We start from the raw sequence: 25,718 nt of genomic DNA on the forward strand, positions 1-25,718 counted from the left end.
TTCGGCGGTTTTTTGGGCTATTTGGCTCATTTCCTAGGAAATGACGTAACTTTTTGGCGAAAAAAGAGTCTATTATAAGAGAGTAATCTCGAAATAGAAGAATATATCGAATAATGGTAGATGATTTTGACAGACCATGGGATGAATAGGAGAGCTACGAAACATGATGCAGAACAGCAATAACACGGTGCGCAGAGGCGTATACGTGATCGGGAAGAAAGTGTTTATATTAACGGTTGCAGGCGTGTTGCTCTTGCAGCCTATTTGGGCGGATAGCAGCGTATATGGGGCTTCGAGCTCTAGTAGTGGGGTATCAACCACAAGTAAGAAAATAAACGATCATATCGTCCAGGTTCAATCCGGAATGATCACTTCTGGTGCGAAGATGGTTGAATACCAATGGTCAGGGACACGTTCGAATAAGAACGTAACGGCGAAAGTCAATGTGATCGAAGTTGATCTTACGAATCCCAATGTCAAGATGGATGTTATGACGGGACAGAATGGTCAGTTTACAACGACACAATCGGTAGGCGGCATGGCAAAAGAGACGGGGGCAGTCGCTGGGGTGAACGGGGATTATTTCCAGACAGGTTCAGGTGCTGATCGTGCCCCTCTAGGTGCGCAAGTTGCTAACAATGATTTTATGTCGAGTCCCTCGCAATTGAGCGGAATGTATGCCTTTGCACTAACAGCGAATCGGGAGCCTGTGATCGATCTCTTCACGTTCGAAGGGCAAGTGACAGCACCAGACGGTACGACTTTCCCTCTTGCAGGTGTAAATAAAGCGAGTTATATGACAGAGCCGAATAACGCCTATAGCCATGCGAATGCCATGTATGTGTACACAAGCGCTTGGAAGTCGCTGAGTCGCCCGACAGATCCATCGACAACGCCTACCGAAGTGTTGGTGCAGAACGGCGTCGTGATGCAAATCTCAGAAGGCACGCGTCTTGAAATGCCGGTACCAGGCGATGGATACATTCTGCGTACACATGGACAAGCAGCCAATTTCATTCGTGAGCATGTTCAGATTGGTCAGAAGCTGCAGGTAGACTATAACCTCGTGGCGTCATCGAACGGGCAGAAAGTCGATCCAAATTCGCTCCAAATGATGATCGGTGGGCATACGCTGCTCGTCGAGAATGGGAAACCATCTGCTTTTACACGGAGTACAAGTTCAATTAGCGGCGGAAGCGCACGTGCGCGTACGGCTGTAGGATATTCCCAAGATAAGAAGACCTCGTATGTCGTGACCGTGCAAGACAATGGAACGAGTTCTGGCATGACGCTCAAAGAGCTACAAAACTTCATGAAAGATATCGGCATCTGGAAAGCCGTTAACTTAGACGGTGGCGGCTCGACGACGATGGTATCTAGACCTCTTGGGGATACAGATACCTCGCTCACGTTCGACACAGAGTATGGTAAAACGCAACGTGGGGTTGTGAACGGTCTTGGGATCTATACAACAGCGCCTCAGGGTGAGCTGAAGGGTCTCATGGTTAGTGGACAGAATACCCTATTCGTCGGTCAAGAAGCTACGTATGCACTCAAAGGGTATGACTCGTACTACAATCCTTATGATACATCTAATCTTGCTGTGAACTGGAGTGCTTCATCGGAAGCGATGAAGTGGACAGGTCAGAATTTCAAAGCGATGAAGTCAGGGAAGACGGAAGTCACTGCGAAATCCCAGAATGCGAAGACCAGCATGAACGTTGAAGTGGTCGGTGGCAACCAACTGGCGGAAATGAATCTGAGTAACGCCGTCGGTACACTTGAAGCAGGTACTCAGAATGCAACAGACATTACGGTGAAATTAATCGATGGCCGTACGTTGTCGCTTCCAGCAGAATCCGTGAAGTGGGAGTTCATTGGGTTCAAAGGCTCTGTGAAAGGGAACACCATTACGGTCGATGAAGTGAATAAAGATGCCCAAATCGGCTATGCGATTGCGCGGTATGATGGCTTTAGCGCATTGATGACATTGCAAGCTGGAATGACAAAAATGTGGGAAGATTTCGAGAATGTGAAGTATCCGATTCAGTTCACAGGTTCTCCAGCGGAAGTGCAAGGCAGCGCAGCGGTTGTGACTGGTGTGACTGGACGCGAGAAGTCCAAAGTGCTCGATTTGCAATACGATATGACGAAGGCATCAGGTAAATTGTATGCCTATGCGGAATTGAACGGCAAGAATGGTAAAGCATTAGAAGGCAGCCCAAGCTCGATGAGTATCGATGTGATGGGGGATAACAGTCTGAACTGGCTGCGCGCAGAATTCGTTGATGCGAATAATCAATCCATCTATGTGGATCTAGACAAAGCGATTGACTGGTCAGGATGGAAAACGCTCAATATTGATCTCAGCTCTTCCAAGCTAAACAGCTCTATGAAATTGAAGCGGGTCTATGTCGTGAATGTACCGGAAGGACAGGATGAGCGGCAGTTAACGGGTGAGGTTGCTTTTGACAATATTCAGTTCAAGTCACCTGCATCTAGCAACTCTCTCGCTTTACCAACTCCAACCGTTGTACTCAAGGTGAGCAATACGACGGCAGTCGTGAATGGGAAGAACAAGAAGATTGAAGTTGCACCTCTTGTGAAGGAAAACGTGACTTATGTGCCAGTTAAAGTCATCTTGGATGAGTTTGGCGGAAGTGCGCGTTGGGAATCTTCGATCAAAAAAGTCATGGTCCTACGCGCTGATCGGATGATGGAACTATGGGTGGGTCAAAAGGATTATATTGCCAACGGAAAACGCAATACTTCGGAAGTGTCGCCGATCATCTACAAAAATCGTACCTATGTCCCATTACGTCTCGTGTCGGAGCAAATCGGCCTTAAAGTCGAGTGGGATGGCAAAAACAAGTCCATTACATTACAATGATGTGGTATGATACTATTAACTTCTTGGACATTGTGATAGAAATGGAGTAGATCTCTTGTGGAGCAAGTTGATGTGATCGATCGTGTCATAAAGAATGCGATTAGCGTGATGGAGAGCAGCAAATATCAAATCTTTGAAATTCTGGATAACGCGCGTTCAGAGATGCGTTCGCTCAATCAGGAGCTACAACATGTCATGAAGGAAGCGGGGGAGACCGTGGATCGGGTGGATATTCTTGAACGAGATTATCGACTGGCGCGGATTCGCCTGACTGAAGTTAGCCGTGATTTTGTACGGTACACCGAGGCCGATATTAAAGCTGCATATGAGAAGGCAACACAGATACAACTCGATCTCATGATTTTTCGTGAAAAAGAAATATATCTCCGTGCTCGCCGCGATGATCTGCAGAAACGGGTACGTAATGTGGAGAAATCGATCGAACGGGCCGAAACTATAGGTTCTCAAATGAATGTGGTCCTGGAATATTTGTCGGGTGATCTGAATCAGGTCACCCGAATTCTCGAGTCTGCGAAGAACCGTCAGCTCATCGGACTCAAAATTATTGTGGCGCAAGAGGAAGAGCGGAAGCGGATTGCTAGAGAAATTCATGATGGCCCTGCGCAGTCGCTGGCAAATCTAGTGCTTAGGACGGAAATTGTCGAAAGGATGATGCATAAGCAGGATTTTACCCAGGTATTGGACGAAATAATAGATTTGAAATCACAAATCCGTTCCGGTCTGGAAGAAATTCGCAAAGTGATCTTTAACTTGCGGCCTATGGCCCTGGATGATCTAGGACTTATTCCGACGCTGCGTAAATTTGTGCATGATTTTGAGGAGAAGACTCGCATCCGTACGACCTTTGAAGTAAGAGGGAAAGAGCTTCGTCTAAATTCAGGAATGGAAGCTGCCATATTCAGATTGGTTCAGGAAGCATTTACGAACACGATGAAACATGCTCATGCTTCTTACGTTTCACTTGATATTACATTTCAAGTCCAAATGGTTAAGCTTGTGATCCAAGACAATGGTCAAGGATTTAATAAAGATCTATTGTCGGAGAAACAGAAAAAGCATACGCATTTTGGTCTGATTGGAATGCAAGAGAGAGTTGAATTATTAGAGGGGAGGATGGATGTCGAATCCACCGAAAATGTGGGAACGAAGATCATATTCGTCATCCCTACGAATGCTAACAGTAGAGAGGAGTTGCAGGATGGATACGAAAACAACAGGTACGACAAAAATTAAAATTTTATTAGCTGATGATCATCAGCTTTTTCGTGAAGGTCTCAAAAGAATTCTGAACATGGAAGATGACCTCGAGGTGATCGGTGAGTGTGGGGACGGTATTCAAGTCCTTGAATTCTGTAATCATACCAAGCCAGAAGTGGTATTAATGGATATTAATATGCCGATCGAGAATGGTGTTGTTGCAACCGAACGATTACGCGAGATGTTCCCTGATATTAAAGTGTTAATTCTATCGATTCATGATGATGAGAGCTATGTATTTGAGACGCTGCGTAAAGGTGCCTCAGGGTATCTGCTTAAAGATATGGAAGCTGAGTCATTGATCACAGCGATCCGTTCGGTCATTATCGGCCATGCTTACATTCATCCGAAGGTGACTGGGAAATTGATTCAACAGTTACGTCGGATGACGTATTTGGATGAAATCGGCGTCATGAGCGATGGCAATGATGTAGCTCGCGAAGCTGGGGTTAAATTCATGGCATCGGATGATCACCCATTGACACGCCGTGAGGCCGAGGTGCTTCGTTTGATGGCAGAGGGTAAGAGCAACAAGATGATTGGCGAATATCTCTTTATTAGTGAGAAGACGGTGAAGAACCATGTGAGCAGTATCCTGCAGAAGATGGAAGTGGATGATCGTACACAAGCGGTTATTAACTCCATTAAACAGGGCTGGGTGACGTTGTAAAGCAAGATCTTTCTTCGAAGAACACTTCGGGTCCCGTTGAGTGATTCGAGGTACATAAGATAACCCCACATGGCATCAAAGATGAGTTCTTGTCCGAAGAACCGGCTTCTTCCATAGCGCATATAGTGTACTATGGGAGGTGAGCCTCGATGTTACTAACGTTATGTCTGATTATTGTATGTTATGCTGTGGCCGTCGCGGCAGTCCATGTTGCATGGCATTGGCATAAGAAACGTGGTCTCGATGCTACGGGACGAGAATTGGAGTATGTGCTGGTTACCAAGCAAAATCAATTGCAGATTGAATGGGTCATTAGAGCACTCATGATGTATGCAGGACTGCGGGGCGGAAGGTTACGGTTGACGATTATTGATGATCAATCGACCGATTTAACGATTCCGATCGTGAAGCGATTAACGATGCATCGAAGTGTCGATGTGTTGATTATAGATGCATCGGATTGGGATTCGAACGCTGTTATGCAGCATATGCGCCAGCCTATTCGTATTCGGTTGAATGAAGCGGAGGATTGGGCAAAAATACCCTTTGCTGGATGAGTGTAGTAACCGGTTACAATGAATAAGGTTTTATGTTGTTGATGATTAAGGCGGTAAAATAGTAAATGAGTGTGAAGCACACCTCATTCAGCGAAAGCTGAGGGGGTGTGCTTTTTTGCGTTTAAAGCTCCACGAAGATATGAAGTTCAGTTGGACAGGGGGGGTACGAAATGCGAGCTTATGTATATACCGTACGGGTTGGAGACAAGTGGGTGTGTCGATTGTCGCTGGATTGGCGTGTAGATTTGAGGTTTTGGTACGGGAAGAAGGCTGGACAGGCAGGAGGAATTGAGGGGAGAAATGGAGGTGAAGATGCGAGGCTAGGCGAGAATAGAGCTTATGAAGGGCGGGGTGTGGAGGTATGGATGACTGTGTCGTCAATTCCTCTTGGCCTGGCAGTATATGTTACGGAGCAATGGGAGATGGGGCCATTGGAACCAAAGCGTCTAATTCGATTATTGCAAGAAGCGGATCCCCAGGTGATGGAGTGGGTTTCTCAGGGGGATTTGCAGATTAAGCAGGTTAAAAGGGAGGATGTCTGTCGGAGTGCGCAGAGGTTGCAGGAAGTGGCGTGTTTGGGAGTTAGCGATTGGGGTGTTGGGAGTAAGAGCTGGAACGGGAATGGAAATGGAAATGAAGGGATGATTATGGAGGGGGTTTGGAATGGAGACCTGTGGGATGATATCGACTGGGGTAGTCTGAAGCGGGTTGCGTTGCGATTGGCTGTAGGGATACAGGGGCGCTCGCTGTTGGCGCATGAATTGCAGGACTATCTTACAACCCACGGGATGGAGGATGCTGCGCTGTATTGGCGTACGCTTGCGCAGCTCGCGTACGTACAGGGTCTAGTGGAGCTGCGGAGCGGACTAGTCGTCCGCGAAGCGCCGCGTCGCTTCCCGCTGCTGCGTCGCCAGCGGGAGCTCCGCTGCCTGCGCTGCGGTAGCCGCGCAGGCTCGCACCGCCGCACGGCATGCGCCACGTGCGGCAGCCCTGGCTGCGCCTACTGCGAGGCCTGCCTCGCAATGGGGCGCAGCCGGGCTTGCGTGCTGCTGCTGCATGGCACCGCAGCAGCGCGCCTTGCGGCGCACGGCGCCGCCGGCACGGTCGCGGCGGGCTGTGCCCGCGCCGCTGGCCGCGCGCACGCGCACGCCACCGAGCCCGGGGCGCGGTGGCGGCTTAGTGAAGCGCAGCACGACGCTTCGTGTGCTGCGCTTCACTTCCTGCAGCAGCCGTGCGCCGCTGCAGGGAACACGCCCGCCGCCCGTGGCGGGGCGGGCGTGCCGTCTTTCCTGCTGTGGGCCGTAACCGGCGCAGGAAAGACCGAAATGATTTTCCCGCTCATCGCTCATGCGCTTGAGCGGGATCAACGCGTGCTCATCGCGACGCCGCGGCGCGATGTTGTGCTAGAGCTCGCGCCAAGGCTCGCGCAAGCCTTCCCAGACAGCCGCCTAGCGACGCTCTACGGCGGTAGCTCGGATCGCTGGATGTCAGCGGAGATCACGCTCTCCACAACGCATCAATTGATGCGGTTCTATCACATGTTCGATCTAGTGATCATCGATGAGCTCGATGCCTTTCCGTATCACAACAATGAGCAGCTGCAATATGCAGCGAAGAAGGCATGCAAACCGGATGGACGCTTCATACTTCTCTCTGCTACTCCGCCAGATCGAATGCAACGGGACGTACGTCAAGGACGGCTGCCTCATGCCAAAGTTCCAGTACGATTCCATCGACATCCGCTACCTGTACCGAAACGCCTTACCTTAAAACCGCTTAGATTGTATTTGGAGCGGAGGGCATTACCTATCCCACTCATCAAAGCGTTAACCACCTCCATTACACGAGGGGCACAGGTCTTTATTTTTATTACAAGAATTAAGCAGGTCGATCCCTTAGTAGACTTGCTTCGTCGCCATTTCCCGAATCTGCCGATTGAAGGCACATCCTCTGAGGATACGGAGCGCGCTGAGAAGGTAATACGATTCCGTCAAGGTGTCAGCCGAATGCTCGTGACGACTACGATCTTGGAACGTGGCGTAACCATTCCGAAGAGCGATGTTTTTATTTTGGATGCAGATAGTGCACTCTTCGACGCTGCTTCTTTAGTCCAAATGGCAGGAAGAGCAGGTAGATCGTTGGAGGATCCAGCTGGAAATGTCATGTTCTGTGCATCGTCATGGAACAGGGCCCAGCAACATGCGGTTCGCCAAATTACGTCGATGAACCGAATCGCCCGGCGGCAAGGGTATCTGAACACTACATCGCAGAGGAGAAAGGGAATATGAAATTATTCAAAAATTTATTCCGGTCTCTTCCAACCTTGCTTGCTCCGAAAATCCAAAATTGTCTATCCTGTCATCGCGCGATTCATCGTTCAAACAACCATAACGCAGTCCTAGGTATTCCTCATACAGACGCAATGGTACGAGCGCTGCGACGATCAACCAATCCGTTCCACGACCTGTGTGACACATGCTTGCATTCCATGCCATGGATCCGCTCTATTCGATGCCCTGTCTGTGGCCGAGCAACCGGATGTCCGGATTGCAGTCGTCGTGGTAAGGATCATACCTATTTTCAACAAAATCGAAGTGCTGTTGCCTACAGTCCTCAAATGCGGGATTGGTTAGCTGCTTATAAATACCGGGGCGATGAGAGGTACCTCCCTTTGCTTGGTTCGATGCTGTTAACGGCTTACTATCAACTGTGTGGCGAACAAACGAGAGATAACATGCCAGTCAAGTATGACTGTATCACTTATGTCCCAGTCAGCCCATCTCGCTTGCAAGAACGCGGCTTTAATCAGGCTGAGCAATTCGCTAGAACCCTTCACGCGTATACCGGAATCCCTGTCATTGCATTGCTTCAGAGGAATCGTCATACCGTCAAACAAAGTATGAAATCCCGCGGAGACCGGATTGAAGATATGAAGGATGTATTTTCGCTACATATCGACTCTAGACAGCAGCTCTTCTCAAAGCTCAATCTGAATCATATGACAGCCCAAACCCAATTGAGGCCAATTAGAATCTTGCTCATTGATGATGTATACACAACAGGAAGCACGGTAAATGCCTGTGCCAAGTCCCTATCGGAGCTATCGAACGATTTGAATACAAGCATACTAATTTCAAGTCTTACATGGGCGCGATCTTAGGAATCTATAAAGGTTTGACGGGAGAATGACGATAATATTAGTAATAGAAAAACTGCCCAATACTTTGATAAAATAGACATATTATAGGTAGTATTGCAATGAAGGGAAGGTTCACCCATGAATGTAGAAAATTGCCCGCGCTGCGGTAGAATTTTTGCCAAAGGGATTCGTGATATTTGCCCGAACTGTTATCGGGATATTGAAGAAGAATACGAGATTTGCGTGAAGTATTTGCGCGAGCATAAAGAAGCGACCATGCAGGTACTCTCGGAAGAGACAGGAGTGTCGATTAGGCAGATTACGAAGTTCCTTCGCGAGGGTCGGATCTCTATGAAAAATTCGCCGAATATGTCCTATCCCTGTGAGTCATGTAATACGCCAATTCGTGAAGGGCATCTATGTGATGCATGCCGGAGCCGACTTACACGTGATATCACCCATCTATCCGAAGATGAGCGTAGAAGGGAACTTCAGCAACAGCAGCAAAATAAGGACGCGCATGCATATCGCGTAGTCGATCGTTTTAGAGATCGCGAATAGACGTAGGAATGGATATCAACGAAGAGCCGCGGAAGGGGAGTTGCCGCTGCTTTTTTTACTTAAATGGTAAGCTTTCTGGAACATGGAACGATAGTCATACTGAAGCATTTTACAATGATGTCTTTCATGTTATTGGCGATTTTTCTATAAAATAATGTAAACCAATGACCGATAAATAGTATAACAAGAGAACGGTTGGACGATGAAGGAGGGAAGCAATCATGAAAATTAATGAATCCCAAAGAATTAGTGCGATGAATCAATATCAGCGCAATACGGAAGCGCGAGGCCACGTGAATAAGAAAGCACGCCAATTGGATGAGGTATCGATATCCCCTGAAGCAAAGGAAATGCTCGATGCGCAGTCCCGTGTATCAGATCCTGAGCATGCCAAGCGCATAGAACAGTTGAAGCAATCCGTTGCGACAGGTACTTACCATGTCGATGCGAATAAGATTGCGGAGAAGCTGTTGCCTTATTTCCGCAAATAGTGAAGTAACAAGAATGAAGAAGGAATGTGGTGAACGAACTTGGCGATTCAGACATTGATCGATATCTTAGAAGAGATGAATGCGCAGCATACACTGATGCTGGAGCTTGGAGAACGGAAGAAACAAGCGATTATCCAGGATGATGTGGAAGAACTGACGCGAATCGTCAATAAAGAAACGAAGTTCATTAAACAGATTGTTGAACTGGATGCAGCTCGCCAGCAGGCAGTATATGAATTTCTACAGGAAAAAGGGATTAAATCGAATCTCAATCTGAATGTAACGGAGCTGCTTCGGATGGTGTTCCACCCGGAAGAGAAGCGTAGACTGATGGATGCGCAGCAGAAGCTGACGAATACATTGAATGCGCTCAAACAGCTCAATACATTGAACCAACAATTGATAGAACAATCATTGACGATCGTGAACTATACGCTCGATTTGGTAACAGGAGGCCCGGAAGACGAAGTTGTCTATCAACATCCGGGTCATCCGGGTTACTCTCCGAAGCGTAAAGGCATTTTCGACTCAAGGATTTAACCATATAGGAAGATACGAAGGAGGGAATTTATGGCTTCAACATTTCATGGGATCGAGACGAGTAGACGTGCTTTGTCCACACAGATGGCATTTATGCAGACGATGGGTCATAACGTAGCGAATGCGAACACGGAAGGGTATTCTAGACAACGGGTGAATGCTTCTGCTTCGCGTCCGATTGAGGCACTTGGATTTACGAAGAGTAATGCAGCTGGCCAATTGGGTACTGGGGTTCAATATGACAGCATTACGCGCGTCCGCGACAAATTTCTAGATGATCAGTTCCGCAATGAGAGCAAAGACTTCGGCAATTGGAACGTGCAGTCCGATACACTGGGCAAGCTTGAAGCCATTATTAACGAGCCGTCCGATACCGGTATTCGTACCGTATTGGATAACTTCTGGAAATCTTGGTCGGATCTGAGTCAGAACCCTGAGAATGTGACGGGACGCAAAGTTGTTCGTGAGAACGCTATGGCGTTAGCGGACGCTTTTAATTATACGAGTAAGAAGTTAAGCGATTTGAGTGCCGATCTATCGAATAACATTGAAGTGAAATCGAATCAGATCAATTCGATCACATCAACGATCGGGAAATTGAATGATGAGATTCATCGTCTTGAAGGACTGGGCGATCATGCGAATGACCTCCGAGATCAACGTGATTTGTTGACGGATCAGTTGTCACAAATTGTGAATATTCAGGTAACGGAAATGCCAGATGGCTATACCATTAACATGGGTGGCATTAATCTTGTTACATTTGATACAGCAACACCGACGACAGCTGCTTCCCTGGCGGATGCGGTTGGCTCTGGCGATTTGAATAGTGGGGAGGTCTTCGGGACCATTACGGCACGTGACCGTTATGTGGCCGACTATCAGAACCAGTTAAATACGCTCGCGAATACCATTGCGAACGGAGATGTGCAGATCACGATTCCTAAAGGATCTGTTCTCCCACAAGGTACGGTATTGAATGGGACAACCTATACCGGACCATTAGCTTCGGATATTACCGTAACGGTGCAAGGTCTGAATGGACTTCAGAAGCTTGGTTATACCTTGAACAGCCCGTTACAGCAGGGAGTCGACTTCTTTACTTCTAAGGATGGTTCACCGATTACGGCCGCGAACTTTCAGTTGAACAAGATCATCGCTGATGATCCTGGACGGATAGCGACATCCATGCGTTCTGAGACTACAGCATCAGGTGAAGTTGTTGTCAAAGGGAACAACGTTCTCGCTTTATTAACTTCGCAGTTGAAAGATTCTTCTTTTACCTTCGGTGCTGTAGGTTCAGGTACTGTCGTCTCGAATGGTACGGTTGATGACTTCTTCCGTTCCATCGTGGGTCAACTGGGTGTTCAGGCAAGTGAAGCGAACCGCAACACAACGAACCAGAAAGCATTGGTAGATCAGATCGCTTCTCACAAAATGTCGGTGAGCGGCGTATCCATAGATGAAGAGATGTCCAATATGATCATGTACCAACATGCCTATTCTGCAGCAGCTAGAGCGATGACGACTTTTGACCAAGTATTGGACAAAGTAATTAACAACATGGGAATCGTTGGTCGGTAATCACTGAGCACGGGCCATGAATCACGATAGGGGGAGAAAGAATGTCTATACGTGTAACACAAGGTATGATGACGAATCAGTTATTGCGTAACATTACGAGTAACTATAACAATATGAACAAGTATCAAGAACATATGTCAACAGGCCGCAAAATCAATAAGCCGTCTGACGATGCAGTTGGCATTACCTATGCTTTACGATACCGTAGTGAGCTTGCAATGAACGAGCAGTATCAGAAGAATATGGATGCTGCGAAATCTTATGTGGAGCATACGGATACCGTCATGGGGCAGATTAATGATCTTATGCAGCGTGCCAGTGAATTGACGGTCCGCGGCGTAAGTGGCTCGAACCCGCAATCCGCGCTGGACGCCATTAGTGCGGAACTCGGTGGGCTTTATGATACATTACTTACCCTTGGAAATGATCAGATGAACGGCAAATATATTTTTAATGGACAAATGACGGATGTTGAACCTTATCAGGCAGGCGGTGAATCTACAGATACTCAGAAGATTAACTTCCAGTCCGCAGCGGGAGTTTTGATTCCGATCAATGTATCAGGAAATGAAGTGTTTGGTGAGGGTACAGACCCTGACAACATGTTCACAGTGATTAAATCTATTCAGACCGCATTTAAGAACGGAGATCAGACCACAGCGCGTGGGCTTATGAGCCAACTGCAGGGGAGATTTGATAAGTTCCTAGATGTTCGCTCTGAAGTAGGGGCACGTTCGAACCGTATTGATCTCATGGATAACCGCCTCAAAGATTTAAATACGAACCTGACAGAGCTGCAATCCAAGACGGAAGATGCAGATATGGCCGAGACGATCATTAAATTACAAACCCAAGAGAGTGTTTATCAAGCTTCTTTGTCTAGCGGCGCGAAAATTATCCAACCGAGCTTGCTCGACTATCTGAGATAAGTTAGATAAGGGGGAGCATTATGGAGCTTCAACGCTTATCGATTCGCCAGACTTACGGCAGATTAGGGATGGACACGGAGAATGCTCAGCAGACGATTGAGTCCCCTCGCGGTGAATTATCGATCGAGACGAAGCAGCCTGTGATTCAGGCGAACTATGAACCAGGTACCTTGACCATTGATTCATCTGCGGCGTGGGATGCCCTGGGTAAGGGATCGCACATGCAGTGGTTGAATCGGATTTATAGCCAGATGGATCAAATCGCTCTGCAAGCGATCGCAAAGCAGGTTGAGGACGGTCATCGTATGGGCATGATTACGAATAAGAAGAACGCTTTTGCGGATATCGGTAAGAGTGCATCGCAAGAGAAGTTAGGGCCGATTCAGTATGTAGGAGAAGCATCGTTCTTAAATGTGAAAATGAACTATGAGCCGCATCCCTATCAGCCGGATGTGCAGCCTGCAGGATTTAACATGAGCTACACGCCGCAGAAGGTGCAAGCGCAGTACCAAGCAGGGAAAGTGAATATCCATGTCGAACAACCTTATACCATCAATATCCGCGTATCGGATTATTCATGGGACTGGGAATCATGATACCTACGAGACTATAGCACTGCTATAGTCTTGTGTTTATTTTCAAGGAGGAGACAACATGCTGCAAGAATTAGACGGGAAGATCATACAACTGGATGGGACGCTGCTTGGATTCGAATCATTGAATCAATTTACCATCCGTACTATCGAGGGAAATCCGCTGTTTGCCCTGCTTCAATCGGAAGAGGAGGAAGGGGTTGGACTTGTTGTCGCTTCGCCATTTAACTTCTTTAAGGAGTTCACGTTTGAGATCCCTGAACAAGAAAAGGAACAATTACAACTAGAACAGCATGAGGATGCGCTTGTCCTTGGTATTTTGACCCTTCGTAATCCATTTAAAAGCTCTACGATGAACCTCATGGCACCGATTGTCGTGAATATCGCGAATATGAGAGGTATGCAGCTTGTCCTGCCTCCAAAGTACGACTACAGTGCAAGAACTCCTATCTCTGAAAAGATCGCGGCAGAAGGCGGTGGCCAATAGATGCTCATTTTAACTCGGAAGAAAGGCCAGTCGATCATTATCAATGATGATATCGAGATCATTATCTCTTCTGTCGATGGCGATCAAGTTAAAGTCGGAATAAATGCCCCGAAGCATATGAAGATTTACCGCAAGGAAGTCGTTGAAGCCATCGAACAGAGCAATAAGGAAGCCATCTCTTCCACTATGACTATGGACCTATTGAGAAATTTGATAAAAAACGAATAATTTTTTGGATTTTCGACGAAATCCTCTAAACAAACCTAAATCACCATCCGATATATGTATCATGAGGCTTAAAGCACTCACAATCCACATGGAAGTGGAATATCACAATTTCAGGGAGGAAATATCCAATGATTATCAATCACAATCTTAACGCAATGAACGCACACCGCAACTTGCAAGGCAGCAACATCGCTCAAGGTAAATCCAGCGAGAAATTGTCTTCCGGTTACAAAGTAAACCGTGCAGCTGACGATGCAGCAGGTCTTTCGATCTCCGAAAAAATGCGTACACAAATCCGCTCTTTGAACCAAGCACAAACTAACGTTCAAGATGGTATCTCTCTTGTACAAACAGCTGAGGGTGCAATGAACGAAGTATCCGATATGCTTTCTCGTATGAAAGAACTTTCTGTTAAAGCGGCAAACGGAACTTACAATGGTTCTGACTTGAATGCTATCGATGCAGAGTACAAAGCTTTGAGTTCTGCAATCGATAACGTTGCTACAAAGACAGAATTTAACGGAATTAAGTTGTTAAATAGCAGCAGTGCAAAAGTTCAAATCCAAATGGGAGATAAAAATATTGATACTATCAATTTCTCTCTACAAGACATTCAAATGACTGCACTTGGTATTAATGGTACAGATTTGAAATCCGCTTCAACTGCAAGTGCTGCGATGACTAAACTTGATGGAGCAATTGGCAAAATTAACACTGCTCGTTCTGCATTTGGTGCGGTTCAAAACCAAATGGAACACACATTCAACAACTTAGGTGCAACAACAGAGAACTTGCAAGCAGCTGAATCCCGTATCCGTGACACTGATATGGCTAAAGAAATGATGAACTATACTAAATTGAACATTTTGCAACAAGCTTCCACTTCGATGCTTGCGCAAGCTAACCAAGCTCCACAAGGCGTTCTTCAATTGCTTCGTTAATTTAAACATTAACGCTAAGTCAGAAGCCCATTACTTTGTAATGGGCTTCTATTTCATAATTAGGAGGATCTTATGCTTGTTAGCGTATGTATGATTGTAAAAGATGAAGCATCCAATATTGTTAGAGCACTAAGTAGTATTCCGAGTTCCTACGAAAAAATTGTCCTAGATACAGGGTCAACAGATGATACAGTTTCTCTGGCAAAAAGCCAGGGTGCGAAAGTGTTTTTTCATCCATGGAATGATGATTTCGCAGAAGCTCGAAATGTTGCTTGTTCTTATTGCACGGGGAAATATATTCTTGTTATGGATGCTGATGAGAAATTACCTGTTTATGTGGATAGAAATATTCAAGAATTCATCCAAGCTCATCCTAACCATCCAGGAGCTGTAGTCCTTGAAAATATGATTGATCAAGAAATTAATCGACATCGTATGGTGCGTTTTTTTCCTAATCATTCGAAGTATCAATTCAAAGGTGCAGTACATGAGGGGCTTTTTCAAAATGAAGAGCCGGCTGATTATCTTCCTATGGATCTGACGATACAGCACTTTGGATACGAATCAATCTATTATCTAGACAAAGGGAAAGCTGAGCGATATCTGCATCTCTATCAAAAGCATCTTGATCAATATCCCGACGATGGATATATGTTATATCAAACAGGGAAGCTATATTATAGTATGAAGCAGATAGAGACGGCAGAATATTATTTACAACGTGGATTGATGCAACATGAGCGTAATCGACTTTATTTTCCTGTCATGCTAGTCATGTTAGGCTACGTGCTAAAAGAACAAGGGAAGTCACTAGAAGCAGAGCAATTATTGAATCCATATCTGACGTTATATCCCGAGTTTCCTGATCTCCCCTTCTTGCTAGGCTTGCTTGCTATGGATACAGGAAAAATTGATTGTATCGAACGATTTTTCCTTTTGGCCCTAACAATTGGTGATTCCACTAAATACAGTTCTGTTTTGGGTACAGGTTCATTCAAGGCCTCATTTAATTTGGGCTTATTTAATGAACTGACAGGACAGAAGAGCAAGGCTAAGCAATATTATGAATATAGCGCCAAACAAGGGTTTAAACCCGCACGAGATAGGCTAGTATTTTTAGGATAGGTCTTTAATTCCTAGTCAAATATTTCGATATATAGTATAAGGAATAACTAGACACGGGAGGTTATTATCATGCCAATACGTATTACGGGAATGGGTTCTGGGCTAGATATTGATAAACTTGTTACGGACCTTATGAAAGCTGAGCGCATCCCATTAGATAAGTTGAAACAGAAGAAAACATTAGTCGGTTGGACAAGTGATTTGTATCGTGAGGTTAATACGAAATTAACATCATTAAGAAAAGCTGCAAACAATATCAGATTAACCGGTGATTGGCAAAACAGTAAAGCATCATCATCTAATGATAATGCTGTTAGTGCTACTGCCCAAGCAGGTGTCCCACTTACAAGTCATAGTGTATTTGTCGAAAAGTTAGCTACAGGAGCAATGATTACAGGGGCTAAGCAGGCAGATAACTTCGATCCTTCAAAGGTAGTTATAGGTGGTAATGGTACGGAAAATTTAATTATTAACGGAAAACCCATAGAATATAAAGCATCAGACACACTTAAGAGTGTAATGGATAAAGTGAATGCATCAGATGCCGGGGCGCGGATGTATTATGACGAAATAACAAAGCAAGTATCAATCGTTTCGAAAGATACAGGAGATTTGGCGAAGCTCGATTTAGCTGGCTCGACTGGTCCAATATTAGGGGTTGTAGGGATTTCTACTACTTTAGCAAATGGTCAGAATGCAAAAGTGATCTTTGACAAGGGCAAAAATAGCCCAACAGATCCAGGGATTACAATTTCTTCAGCTTCTAACACATTTACGGCTAATGGAATTACTTATAGTTTTAAAGAAGTGACCACAGAAGCAATAAAAATAAATGTTTCAGGCAACGATGATGGAATGATTAATCAGATTAAGGAGTTTGTAGATCAATATAATGCAACGATTGACTTATTAAATGAACGAACCAAAGAAAAAAAATCTAAGGGTTTTAATCCATTAACAGAAGATCAAAAGTCTGATATGAAAGAAACAGACATAAAAAACTGGGAGGAACAAGCAAAGAAAGGGCTATTAAGCAATGATGAGATTATTAAATCAACACTTAGAGATTTAAGATCAATAATAAATGGTGTTGTTTCCTCAAACCCAAAAGATTTTAAAACGCTGTCTGATATTGGAATTGATACGATGCCATATAATGCAGCTTCGCCGAAGGATTCAGGTAAGTTAGTTATTGACGAATCGAAACTGCGCAAAAAAATATCAGAAGATGCCGGAAGTATTGTTGCGTTATTTACTGATCAAAACAATGGGATTGCTAGTAAAACTTATGATCAGGTAAATAAGTCCATTTCTGGATTGGTTGAAAAGGCTGGAGGGGTAGGATCTCCAGCTGAAAATCTTACAACATTTTTAGGAAAACAACTTACAGATATTAATAAACAAATTACTTCATTCGACGCAAAATTGGCGAGGAAAGAGGAATATTATTATAAGATGTTCGCCGCAATGGATTCAGCAGTTTCGAAAAATAATTCACAATTAAATTGGCTCATGCAAAATGGTAGATAAAAAGAGAGGATCGTGAATCAGTTGTTGGATAAATCGGTAATGAATTCTATGTCGGGCATCCGAGTTCAGTCAACCGTAGATATTAGCAACAATACTGAGGGCAAATCAAGTGTTGATAAAGTCATTACATCGACAGAATTATTACATAAGAAAGCAAATGAACTATCCATATCGGATGCAGCACTTCAAAAAGCCTTAGAAAAAGTTAATAAAGTACTTAAGGGAATCGAAACCCGTCTAGAATATAGTGTACACAAAACCACTGGCGATATTATGGTAAAAGTTATCAACGAAGATACGAAAGAGGTTATTCGAGAAGTTCCACCTGAAAAGATCATCGATCTTGTCGTGAAGTTACAGGAATTATCCGGGTTAATTATAGACGAAAAGAGGTAATGACCCTTGATCAATCATCAAGCGCAAGAAACGTATTTACGTATGCAAGTTCAGACAGCTGCACCATGGGAGTTAACAACTCTTTTGTTTAGCGGGTGTATAAAGTTCATGAAGCAAGCAATGGATGCGATTAATCGCAAAGATTATGAAGCGAAAAATCTATATATTAAGAAATCCGTTGATATTATTGATGAGCTTACGATTACACTAAATCGAGATTATGATATTGCTCATCAATTGGCCTCATTATATACGTATATGAAGGATCAGTTATTTCAAGCCAATATTAAGAATCATGTAGATTTCATCCAAGAATGTGTTGTAATGCTCACAGAATTAAGAGATACATGGGTCCAAGCGATGAAGACACTGCATACATCAAGGGTGAATGCATGAGTGTAGTAATCGATCAAGAAAAAATATTTCGTTTGAAGGATATCTCCATTGAGTTATATTCACTCGATTTAGAAGATGGAGAAAATCTGGAAATGCTCTCTCTTCTGCAGGAAGAGCAAGAGAAGTTGAGAGAAGAATTAACGGATTGGATGCCGAGATTCATGAAAGATGAAAATTTAAAAGAGGTTATTCAAGAATGCATTTTCCTTGAACAGCGCCTAGGCGAAAAGTTGATAAACCAGCGAGCGCAGGCACAAGACCAGATACTACGCATGCAAGCTGGTACACGCTCTAAAAATGCATACAGTAGCGTATTTCATCAAACGGAAGGTTATTTTGTCGATAAGAAGAAATAGAGAGAAAGGCAATTCAATGTGACCAATGCTCGGTCGCAAGAATTGCCTTTTTTTATGCAAGCAAGTGGCGAATGATCGGGACACCTTTATGCTCAGGTAAGTGATCCATGAATAGCCGTTTATATATTTGTTTTTCGGAAGGATCATCCAGGAGAGAGAGTGTTTGAATGTACAATGGGATATTCTTCGGTGACAACTCGATAGCTTTTTTTAGAAATTCTAACGCTCCGGTTGAGTCACCCTGATTTAAATATAATTGAGCAATATTTTCATACCCTTGTGCAGATAATTCATCTTTTTGTATTAGAGTATCATAGTAATCTAGGGCTAGCTCCAAATGACCTTGACTATAGAAATAATTACCTAGTGAATTTGCCAATACTTTAAACTGATCCGGGAGTAGCTGAATGATATAATCATATGCTTCGTAATAGCCATATTTAAATAGATCCGCCAGTAATTCCCCGATCTGCTGAAGATCTTCTTGGGAATTAAATTTGATTTGATCGCTGTTTCCATCGATCATTTTGCGGCATGCATCTATTAGGGATGAATCTACAGATTTTGACGAATCTAAGAGATGCTTATCATGCCATGCCATTGATGCAAGTGCCACAAGATGATTATTATACTTTGATGATATATCACTCAGACTATTGCTGGACATTAATTCAATAAAGCCTTTTTTATTATTGGTTAGGATCGCATATTGAATGTGATATGTCGATTCATTGAGGATGCCCGATGCCATGCACTTCTCATAATAGTATTTACTTAACGCGGAATGAGCAGCCAATAACGACGCCTGAAACAATCTTAGTTGATTGGCTGGTTCATTCTCAGGCAGTAGCTTGTCGAGAAATCCTATGATGGTTTCCGGACCATCCGTTTTTGAAAGTAGTTGAATTAATAAGTAGAGGTGCGTAAGTTCATCACATTTTAACTCTATTAATTTGATGAGATCAGAAACTGTTTCTTGGTAATTATGCATACGTATATGAAGAGATAACATTTTTTTGTACGGTTTGATGCTCCCGTAGGCTGGAGTAAGCAGCCAGTAGTTATTGCCGTCCTTAGAGTTTTGATTGGCAAGAGAAATACAATGCTTATAGGTCTGCAGTGCATTTTCATACATACCAAAATGTTCGTAAAAGTTTCCTTTTAAATAATGAAAATCTACGTATTGTGGCCAACGTGTAAGGCATTCTTCGTTCATTTGGATAGCTTCTTTAAAATAACCTAGTAGTGCAGAAATAGATATGATTTTAAATTTACAATGAATGATAAAAGCTTGATTGTAGGTCCTTTTCGTATCGGCTCGTTTGTAATAATAGAGCGCTTTTTTATAATCCTGTAGACCATCGTATTCATTTCCAAGTGTGTAGTAATCATATTCCTCAAATTTTTTCTGCTTCCCCATTGCAGTGAAGATAGACAGATTTCGTTCTGATTTATTTTTGGCTTCTTTCGTCTCTTTGGTATATCCCGTATGAAAAATACTGAATGAGTATCGAGGTGTAGGGATCTCGCCATGCGCGTAAATGACCTGCTCATGAATCGGGCGGTAGAAGTACACATCTGGATGATTATTAATGATTCTGGCTGCAAAGGATTCTACATAATTCCCTGATTTGGACTGATTCAAAATATTGAAGATCGGTAAAATGAATGATTTCGGTTTAGTGTGATCTTCCGACATTAACATTTCCCGTAATTCTTCGTGTTTGTCAGGCTGCACGTATTCGTCAGCATCTAAAATAAGAATCCATTTACTCGTTGCTTTTCTAATCGCCTCGTTTTTTGCTGCAGAAAAGTCATTAACCCACGTGAAATCAAAGACCTTATCCGTAAATTCTAAAGCAATTTCCTTTGTCGAATCCATTGATCCTGTATCTACAACGATGATTTCATCGACCAATCCTTGTACACTCTCTAAACAACGACGAATAACTTTTTCTTCGTCTCTTGCAATCATACATAGTGATAGTAGTTTATTCATGCCTTCCTCCTGTTGAAAAACATTTACTTATACAGTATATCGGCCGTTATCGCTTGGCAAATTAATAAATTTTAATAGCTTATCTATGAATTTAGGGTATGAAATGGCTAAGTTTTATGTAGAATTATGTCGATATAACTACTATATTATCTTCACCATGAATTTGGGGGAATCATTATGAAGACTAGCATCGTCATTGCTACGTTTAATAAACTGGAATACAACCAGCTTTGTATTGAAAGCATTCGTAAGTATACGAGCCATCTCGATTACGAGATTATTGTTGTTGATAATAATTCCACGGATGGAACCGTGGGTTGGCTAAGAGAACAAGAAGATATTGTCACTGTATATAACACAGAGAATATGGGTTTCCCTAGAGCATGTAATCAAGGAATAGAATTGTCTAGTGGAGATGCTATATTACTTCTTAATAACGACACCATCGTTACAACTAATTGGCTTGATAATATGATTATTGCGCTTACAAGTGACGAATTGATTGGAGCAGTGGGTACTGTTACGAATAATTGCTCTAATCTGCAGGATATAGCAGTCAATTATGATAATCTTGAACAAATGCAAGATTTTGCACAAAAGTTCAACAACTCTAGCTCCTCATTATGGGAGGAACGCCCTAGATTAATTGGGTATAATCTTTTAATTAAGAAATCAGTTCTTGAGATAATTGGAGATTTAGATGAACGATTTTCACCGGGTAATTATGAGGATGATGATCTCTGTCTAAGAATCAGATTAGCAGGATATCGATTGATGCTTTGTAAGGATACATTTATCCATCATTTTGGTAGTACATCTTTTAAAGAAAATGCCGATAAATATGATGCTTTACTCAGTACGAATCAACAGAAATTTGAAGATAAGTGGGGTTTTTCACCGTTATTCCTAGCCAATTTAAACTTGAATGCGATTAATCAGTTGCAGTTAGACCCAAATCGACATATACGAATATTAGAAGTTGGGTGTAAACTGGGGACTAATTTAATGGAGATGCGTAATCGCTATCCAAAAGCTGAGTTATATGGCATAGAGCTAGATGAAACTGCTGCATCAGTTTCATCAATGATTGCTAAGATAAATGATTTTTCTTTGGATGGAATTCTATTTGATGTGATATTAATTAGTGAAAACGTACTTTCCTGGGTAAATGTAGAGGATGGCTTGATATTATATTCCGAATATTTAACTAATGATGGACAACTGGTCGTTTCGATACCCAATGTATCATCTTATTCAGTAGTACATGATTTATTACGAGGTCACATTAATCGTGATTGGATCAAAACAATTCAATTGGCAGAGATTGAACCTCTTTTTAAGCGCATAGGATTTAAACAGACGAAAATGACAGGAATAATAGACTCGCTGGATAATGTTGGGCGGAAGACCATTGATCAAATTGCAGAGATTCATGGTAAACAAAGTTCAATTCTATTAGAAACGTCGTGCTATCTTATTAAGGCATCGAAAAAAAGTATAGAAGAAGAGATAAAGTCGACGATTAATGCACTTATACTAAAAGAGTCTTTACCATACTATACCAAGAAGCTTGTTGAATATGATTCAGATCAAGTAATTGAGATTATCCAGTCATCTAATAATGATCAGATCATTGAAATACTCAATTATTTATCGGCATATATCATTGAATACGCTACTGTAAAAGATTCATTACCCTACTTGAATTATGCATTTGAATTAAAACCAAATGTACATTCTACTTTGATGAACCTGGGATCAGCTATGCATTTACTTGGTAACAACAATTTAGCGCTCGAATGGCTAAGTTTGATAGAGAATAAAGATCAGTATGTCTTGAACTGGATCGAGAAGATTCAACAGGAAGAGAAGATTTTATCGTATGGGAAATATAGATTAAAGTTCTTACTGCGTCGGATTGAGAATGATATGCTTGAAACAGAATCGATGCAAGAGATCATTCAGATTATGACAAACAATACAATAACATTAGATCAAATTTACCAAGTAATAGATAACGATATTATTGAAAAGGTAATATTACTCAATAAACTGGCAGCGTTTTGCTATGAAAATCAGTTAGTCCAATGGACAATCCCGTTATTAGAAAAAGCCTTTGAGATAGATCAAACGCATCAGGTGACATTGACTAATTTGGGTGTAGTCATGTTTAATATAGGGGATTTTGAAATGGCTTTCCATTTGCTTATGCAATTGGATGAGAAAACTGATGATATTCTTCAGATGATTGCGTGTGCTAAGGAGGAGACCCATTGTTAGACGAACATAAGGTATGTTTTATCACGTGTGTCAACGATTTTTCGTTATATGAAGAGTCGACTTGTTATATTCAGGGATTAAATGTCCCAGAGGGAATGACTGTTGAGATTCTATCTGTTACTGATGCTAAGAGTATGACATCAGGGTATAACGAGGCTATACGAAAAACCGATGCAAAATATAAAGTTTACTTGCATCAAGACGTATTTATTATTAATAAAAATTTTATTAGTGATATTCTTGAGGTGTTTAGTAAAAATATTAATTTAGGTTTATTAGGGGTTGTAGGTTCTAAGACGATGCCCTCTAACGGTATTTGGTGGGACTCGTCACAGAAAGTGGGATCTGTGTTTGATAGTCACACAGGATCGATTGAAAAGTTGGAGTTTGAAACTCCTATTAATGAATACGAAAAAGTTATCGCATTAGATGGGTTGATTTTAATTACACAGTATGATGTAGCATGGAGAGAAGATCTATTTGATGGCTGGCATTGTTATGATGTATCTCAGTGCATAGAATTTATTAGAGTTGGCTATGAAAACGGAGTAATAAGGCAAGAAAAGCCATGGTGTATTCATGATTGCGGTTATGTAAGTGTAAAGAACTATGAAAATGATAGAAAAAAATACTTAGAAGAGTATACTGATATTGAGGAATCATACATTGAGAATATACATTCAATAGATGCTGTTTTAGCGCGTTTATACACAAACCATCAATATGATTCTATCGTAAAAATAACAAGTAATATATTAGATACATCTGGAGCGACTCCTGGGATTTTTATTTATCGGGCTAATTCGATGAATAATATGGGAAGATTTGATGAAGCCGTTCTATGCTTGGAACAATCTTTGATAATTTATCCTAATCATTACGAACTAACCTTAGCTTTAGCTAATGTGCTTGAAATGAATCATAATTCTAAAAGAGCAATTTACTATTTAAGGAAACTAATAGCGGTGGGATATACCCAATTAGCTAATAGAGTAAAAATGTTGCAAAAAGAAGCAGGTTATCCAAAATTATTACTTTGGAGTAAACATACTACATCCGGATGTAATGTAAGAGCATTATTCAGTAGATTACCCGACAGAATTAGAGAGCAATGTCAAGTTGATTTCTATGCTGAAGAAGTAGTTCCCCAAAATTATATGGAGTATGATGTAATATTTACTGCACATGGCAATCCATTAGCCAATAATTTGCAATACGCTATTGAATTATGGCATGGTTTTCCAATTAAAGGGTTGGGAAATATGGAAAAAAGACCCCACTTTAGTCCTTTTTTAATAAGTAATAATTGGAAGAAAGTCGATACAGTAATCTCTTATTCTACTATGTTTAATACGATATTTAATGGTTGCTTAGGATTGTATGAGCATCAATATTATATCGCAGGTGCCCCAAGAAATGATTATTTGTTTGAATCTAGTGGAAAAAAACATTTAGAAAGAATTTTAGATTCAGATTTATCAAGTTATAAAATAATAATGTATGCTCCTACCTTTAGAAAAGCTTCTGTCGATAATATACGAAACGACGGTGAACGGTTAACAGATAATATTTTTGGATTCAATCACTTTAATGAAAATCAATTCTCTGATTTTTTAATAGAACATAATATTATTCTATTAATAAAACTACATCCTGTTGAAGAAGAAATGTTGAAAGAAAAAATAAGTGAGCGAAACATGAAAAACACAATTTTAATGACAGATCAAATACTCAATAACAACGGAATTGATTTTTACGAGTTTATGAACTGTGTAGATGTGTTAATTACAGACTATTCATCATTGTATTTTGATTACTTATTATTAAACAGACCTATTATTTTTGTTCCAACTGATATTGAAGAATATACTGATCGACGAGGGTTTTTAATGGAGCCCTATGAAGAGTGGACACCTGGTGACAAAGTATTTTCACAAGATGACTTAGAATATTCGATTTTAGATGGATTACGGGACAATAAAAGATATGAGAGAGAAAGAAATCAGATATGTAATTATATTAATAAATATAATGATGGAGAAAGCTCTAAAAGAGTATGGGATTTTGTTGAGAGAATCTTATGCATTGAATGACTAACGTATGAAAAAAATTTTGTATTTTAGAAAGTAGTGAATATTTATGTGTGGTATTTTATTCTCGGGCACAGGAAATAAAGGGAAAGAAAACTTTTTGAATGCATTAAAATTAATAGTACATAGGGGACCTGATGCACCACTTGGATTTTATCAACATGAGGATTATATGCTAGGACATAATAGGTTAAGTATAATAGATATAAATGAACGATCTAATCAGCCATTTTTCTCAAAGGACAGAAGATACATTATTGTATATAATGGTGAGATTTATAATTTTAGAGAGCTAGCGAAACAACATTCAATTAATATGGTTACTGAATCCGATACTGAACTTTTGCTTGAGATGTATATTAAGTTTGGATCGCGGATGTTAAACTGGTTGAATGGGATGTTTAGTTTTGTGATTTTAGATACATATAAAAGTTGGAGGATTAGGAGCATGCACTCTTATCTCAAGATATGCATTAGAAAAAGGTGTTTCTTTTAAAGAAATTCCGAACCTATCCTTCTGGGGAGAAGATAGACATTTCTGTATTAGAGCTGCTGCTATAGGGTTTAAAATGTACGTAGATACACATTTGCCTGCTCTTCATTTATATAGAATGGAAGATTTGGCGAAAGTAACGGAATATAAGATTAAGGGGAAAGA

General features: G+C 41.9%; 24 protein-coding genes and 1 pseudogene. 24 read left to right on the forward strand and 1 reads right to left on the reverse strand.

The genetic code is table 11. From position 1 onward, the window contains the following. Positions 1-163: 163 nt before the first annotated feature. The 20 genes from C558_RS0102995 (at position 164) to C558_RS0103090 (ending at position 18,691) form a co-directional block, all read left to right on the forward strand. Positions 164-2,890: a stalk domain-containing protein gene (locus C558_RS0102995; RefSeq protein ID WP_018754740.1), complete on the forward strand. Its 2,727-nt coding sequence runs from the start codon at positions 164-166 to the stop codon at positions 2,888-2,890. 57 nt (positions 2,891-2,947) lie between these two features. Then, positions 2,948-4,144 (forward strand): sensor histidine kinase, encoded by a 1,197-nt coding sequence (locus C558_RS0103000; RefSeq protein ID WP_018754741.1) that lies wholly within the window; start codon positions 2,948-2,950, stop codon positions 4,142-4,144. After that, the gene (locus tag C558_RS0103005; protein ID WP_018754742.1) at positions 4,110-4,838 is read left to right on the forward strand and encodes a response regulator; all 729 of its coding nucleotides are present in this window, start codon (positions 4,110-4,112) and stop codon (positions 4,836-4,838) included. The genes C558_RS0103000 and C558_RS0103005 overlap by 35 nt, the downstream gene beginning before the upstream one ends. Before the next feature lie 149 nt (positions 4,839-4,987). Further along, a complete protein-coding gene (locus tag C558_RS30235) occupies positions 4,988-5,395 on the forward strand; it encodes a hypothetical protein (RefSeq protein ID WP_018754743.1) in 408 nt (135 codons plus the stop codon). 170 nt (positions 5,396-5,565) lie between these two features. Beyond that, complete coding sequence (locus C558_RS0103015) at positions 5,566-7,683, forward strand: ATP-dependent helicase ComFA (protein ID WP_018754744.1); 2,118 nt, start codon at positions 5,566-5,568, stop codon at positions 7,681-7,683. Continuing rightward, positions 7,680-8,555, forward strand: a complete 876-nt coding sequence (locus C558_RS34410) for a ComFC family protein (RefSeq protein ID WP_211220727.1) — start codon at positions 7,680-7,682, stop codon at positions 8,553-8,555. The genes C558_RS0103015 and C558_RS34410 overlap by 4 nt, the downstream gene beginning before the upstream one ends. A gap of 117 nt (positions 8,556-8,672) precedes the next feature. Continuing rightward, positions 8,673-9,095, forward strand: coding sequence for a TIGR03826 family flagellar region protein (locus C558_RS0103025; protein ID WP_018754747.1), 423 nt, complete (start codon positions 8,673-8,675; stop codon positions 9,093-9,095). 221 nt (positions 9,096-9,316) lie between these two features. Then, positions 9,317-9,586: a flagellar biosynthesis anti-sigma factor FlgM gene (gene flgM, locus C558_RS0103030; RefSeq protein ID WP_018754748.1), complete on the forward strand. Its 270-nt coding sequence runs from the start codon at positions 9,317-9,319 to the stop codon at positions 9,584-9,586. Positions 9,587-9,625: 39 nt separating this feature from the next. Beyond that, positions 9,626-10,126 carry a flagellar protein FlgN gene (locus C558_RS0103035; RefSeq protein WP_018754749.1) on the forward strand — a complete coding sequence of 167 codons (501 nt, stop codon included), beginning with the start codon at positions 9,626-9,628 and terminating at the stop codon, positions 10,124-10,126. 30 nt (positions 10,127-10,156) lie between these two features. Beyond that, positions 10,157-11,710, forward strand: coding sequence for a flagellar hook-associated protein FlgK (flgK, locus tag C558_RS0103040; protein WP_018754750.1), 1,554 nt, complete (start codon positions 10,157-10,159; stop codon positions 11,708-11,710). A 41-nt stretch (positions 11,711-11,751) separates the two neighbouring features. Then, positions 11,752-12,639 carry a flagellar hook-associated protein FlgL gene (gene flgL, locus C558_RS0103045; protein WP_018754751.1) on the forward strand — a complete coding sequence of 296 codons (888 nt, stop codon included), beginning with the start codon at positions 11,752-11,754 and terminating at the stop codon, positions 12,637-12,639. A 20-nt stretch (positions 12,640-12,659) separates the two neighbouring features. Beyond that, positions 12,660-13,235 (forward strand): DUF6470 family protein, encoded by a 576-nt coding sequence (locus C558_RS32335; protein WP_018754752.1) that lies wholly within the window; start codon positions 12,660-12,662, stop codon positions 13,233-13,235. 58 nt (positions 13,236-13,293) lie between these two features. Further along, a complete protein-coding gene (fliW, locus tag C558_RS0103055) occupies positions 13,294-13,719 on the forward strand; it encodes a flagellar assembly protein FliW (RefSeq protein ID WP_018754753.1) in 426 nt (141 codons plus the stop codon). Continuing rightward, the gene (csrA, locus tag C558_RS0103060) at positions 13,720-13,947 is read left to right on the forward strand and encodes a carbon storage regulator CsrA (protein ID WP_018754754.1); all 228 of its coding nucleotides are present in this window, start codon (positions 13,720-13,722) and stop codon (positions 13,945-13,947) included. 128 nt (positions 13,948-14,075) lie between these two features. Next, a complete protein-coding gene (locus C558_RS0103065; protein WP_018754755.1) occupies positions 14,076-14,888 on the forward strand; it encodes a flagellin N-terminal helical domain-containing protein in 813 nt (270 codons plus the stop codon). Between the two features lie 90 nt (positions 14,889-14,978). Further along, entirely contained in the window at positions 14,979-16,013 is a 1,035-nt protein-coding gene (locus tag C558_RS0103070; RefSeq protein ID WP_245583718.1) for a glycosyltransferase family 2 protein, read from the forward strand. A 69-nt stretch (positions 16,014-16,082) separates the two neighbouring features. Beyond that, positions 16,083-17,543 carry a flagellar filament capping protein FliD gene (gene fliD / locus C558_RS0103075; RefSeq protein ID WP_018754757.1) on the forward strand — a complete coding sequence of 487 codons (1,461 nt, stop codon included), beginning with the start codon at positions 16,083-16,085 and terminating at the stop codon, positions 17,541-17,543. A gap of 39 nt (positions 17,544-17,582) precedes the next feature. Next, positions 17,583-17,939 carry a flagellar protein FlaG gene (locus C558_RS0103080; protein WP_211220728.1) on the forward strand — a complete coding sequence of 119 codons (357 nt, stop codon included), beginning with the start codon at positions 17,583-17,585 and terminating at the stop codon, positions 17,937-17,939. Between the two features lie 6 nt (positions 17,940-17,945). After that, the gene (fliS, locus tag C558_RS0103085) at positions 17,946-18,335 is read left to right on the forward strand and encodes a flagellar export chaperone FliS (protein ID WP_018754759.1); all 390 of its coding nucleotides are present in this window, start codon (positions 17,946-17,948) and stop codon (positions 18,333-18,335) included. Continuing rightward, positions 18,332-18,691, forward strand: a complete 360-nt coding sequence (locus tag C558_RS0103090; protein ID WP_018754760.1) for a hypothetical protein — start codon at positions 18,332-18,334, stop codon at positions 18,689-18,691. The genes fliS and C558_RS0103090 overlap by 4 nt, the downstream gene beginning before the upstream one ends. 52 nt (positions 18,692-18,743) lie before the next feature. On the opposite strand, the gene C558_RS0103095 is transcribed toward C558_RS0103090, so the two are convergent. After that, complete coding sequence (locus tag C558_RS0103095; protein ID WP_018754761.1) at positions 18,744-20,690, reverse strand: glycosyltransferase family 2 protein; 1,947 nt, start codon at positions 20,688-20,690, stop codon at positions 18,744-18,746. A gap of 177 nt (positions 20,691-20,867) precedes the next feature. Between C558_RS0103095 and C558_RS32340 the strand changes: the two genes are divergently transcribed. From C558_RS32340 to C558_RS34580, 4 genes and pseudogenes are all read left to right on the forward strand, one after another. Then, positions 20,868-22,970, forward strand: a complete 2,103-nt coding sequence (locus tag C558_RS32340) for a glycosyltransferase (protein WP_018754762.1) — start codon at positions 20,868-20,870, stop codon at positions 22,968-22,970. Further along, the gene (locus C558_RS32345) at positions 22,964-25,063 is read left to right on the forward strand and encodes a glycosyltransferase (protein ID WP_018754763.1); all 2,100 of its coding nucleotides are present in this window, start codon (positions 22,964-22,966) and stop codon (positions 25,061-25,063) included. The genes C558_RS32340 and C558_RS32345 overlap by 7 nt, the downstream gene beginning before the upstream one ends. Before the next feature lie 46 nt (positions 25,064-25,109). Continuing rightward, positions 25,110-25,556 (forward strand): asparagine synthetase B family protein, encoded by a 447-nt coding sequence (locus C558_RS0103110; protein ID WP_018754764.1) that lies wholly within the window; start codon positions 25,110-25,112, stop codon positions 25,554-25,556. Next, a pseudogene (locus tag C558_RS34580) lies at positions 25,489-25,710 on the forward strand (glycosyl transferase); the annotation flags it as partial. The gene C558_RS0103110 and the pseudogene C558_RS34580, both read left to right, overlap by 68 nt. Between the last annotated feature and the right edge of the window lie 8 nt (positions 25,711-25,718).

The sequence above is a fragment of the Paenibacillus terrigena DSM 21567 genome (genome assembly GCF_000374845.1).
Lineage (GTDB): Bacteria > Bacillota > Bacilli > Paenibacillales > Paenibacillaceae > Paenibacillus_K > Paenibacillus_K terrigena.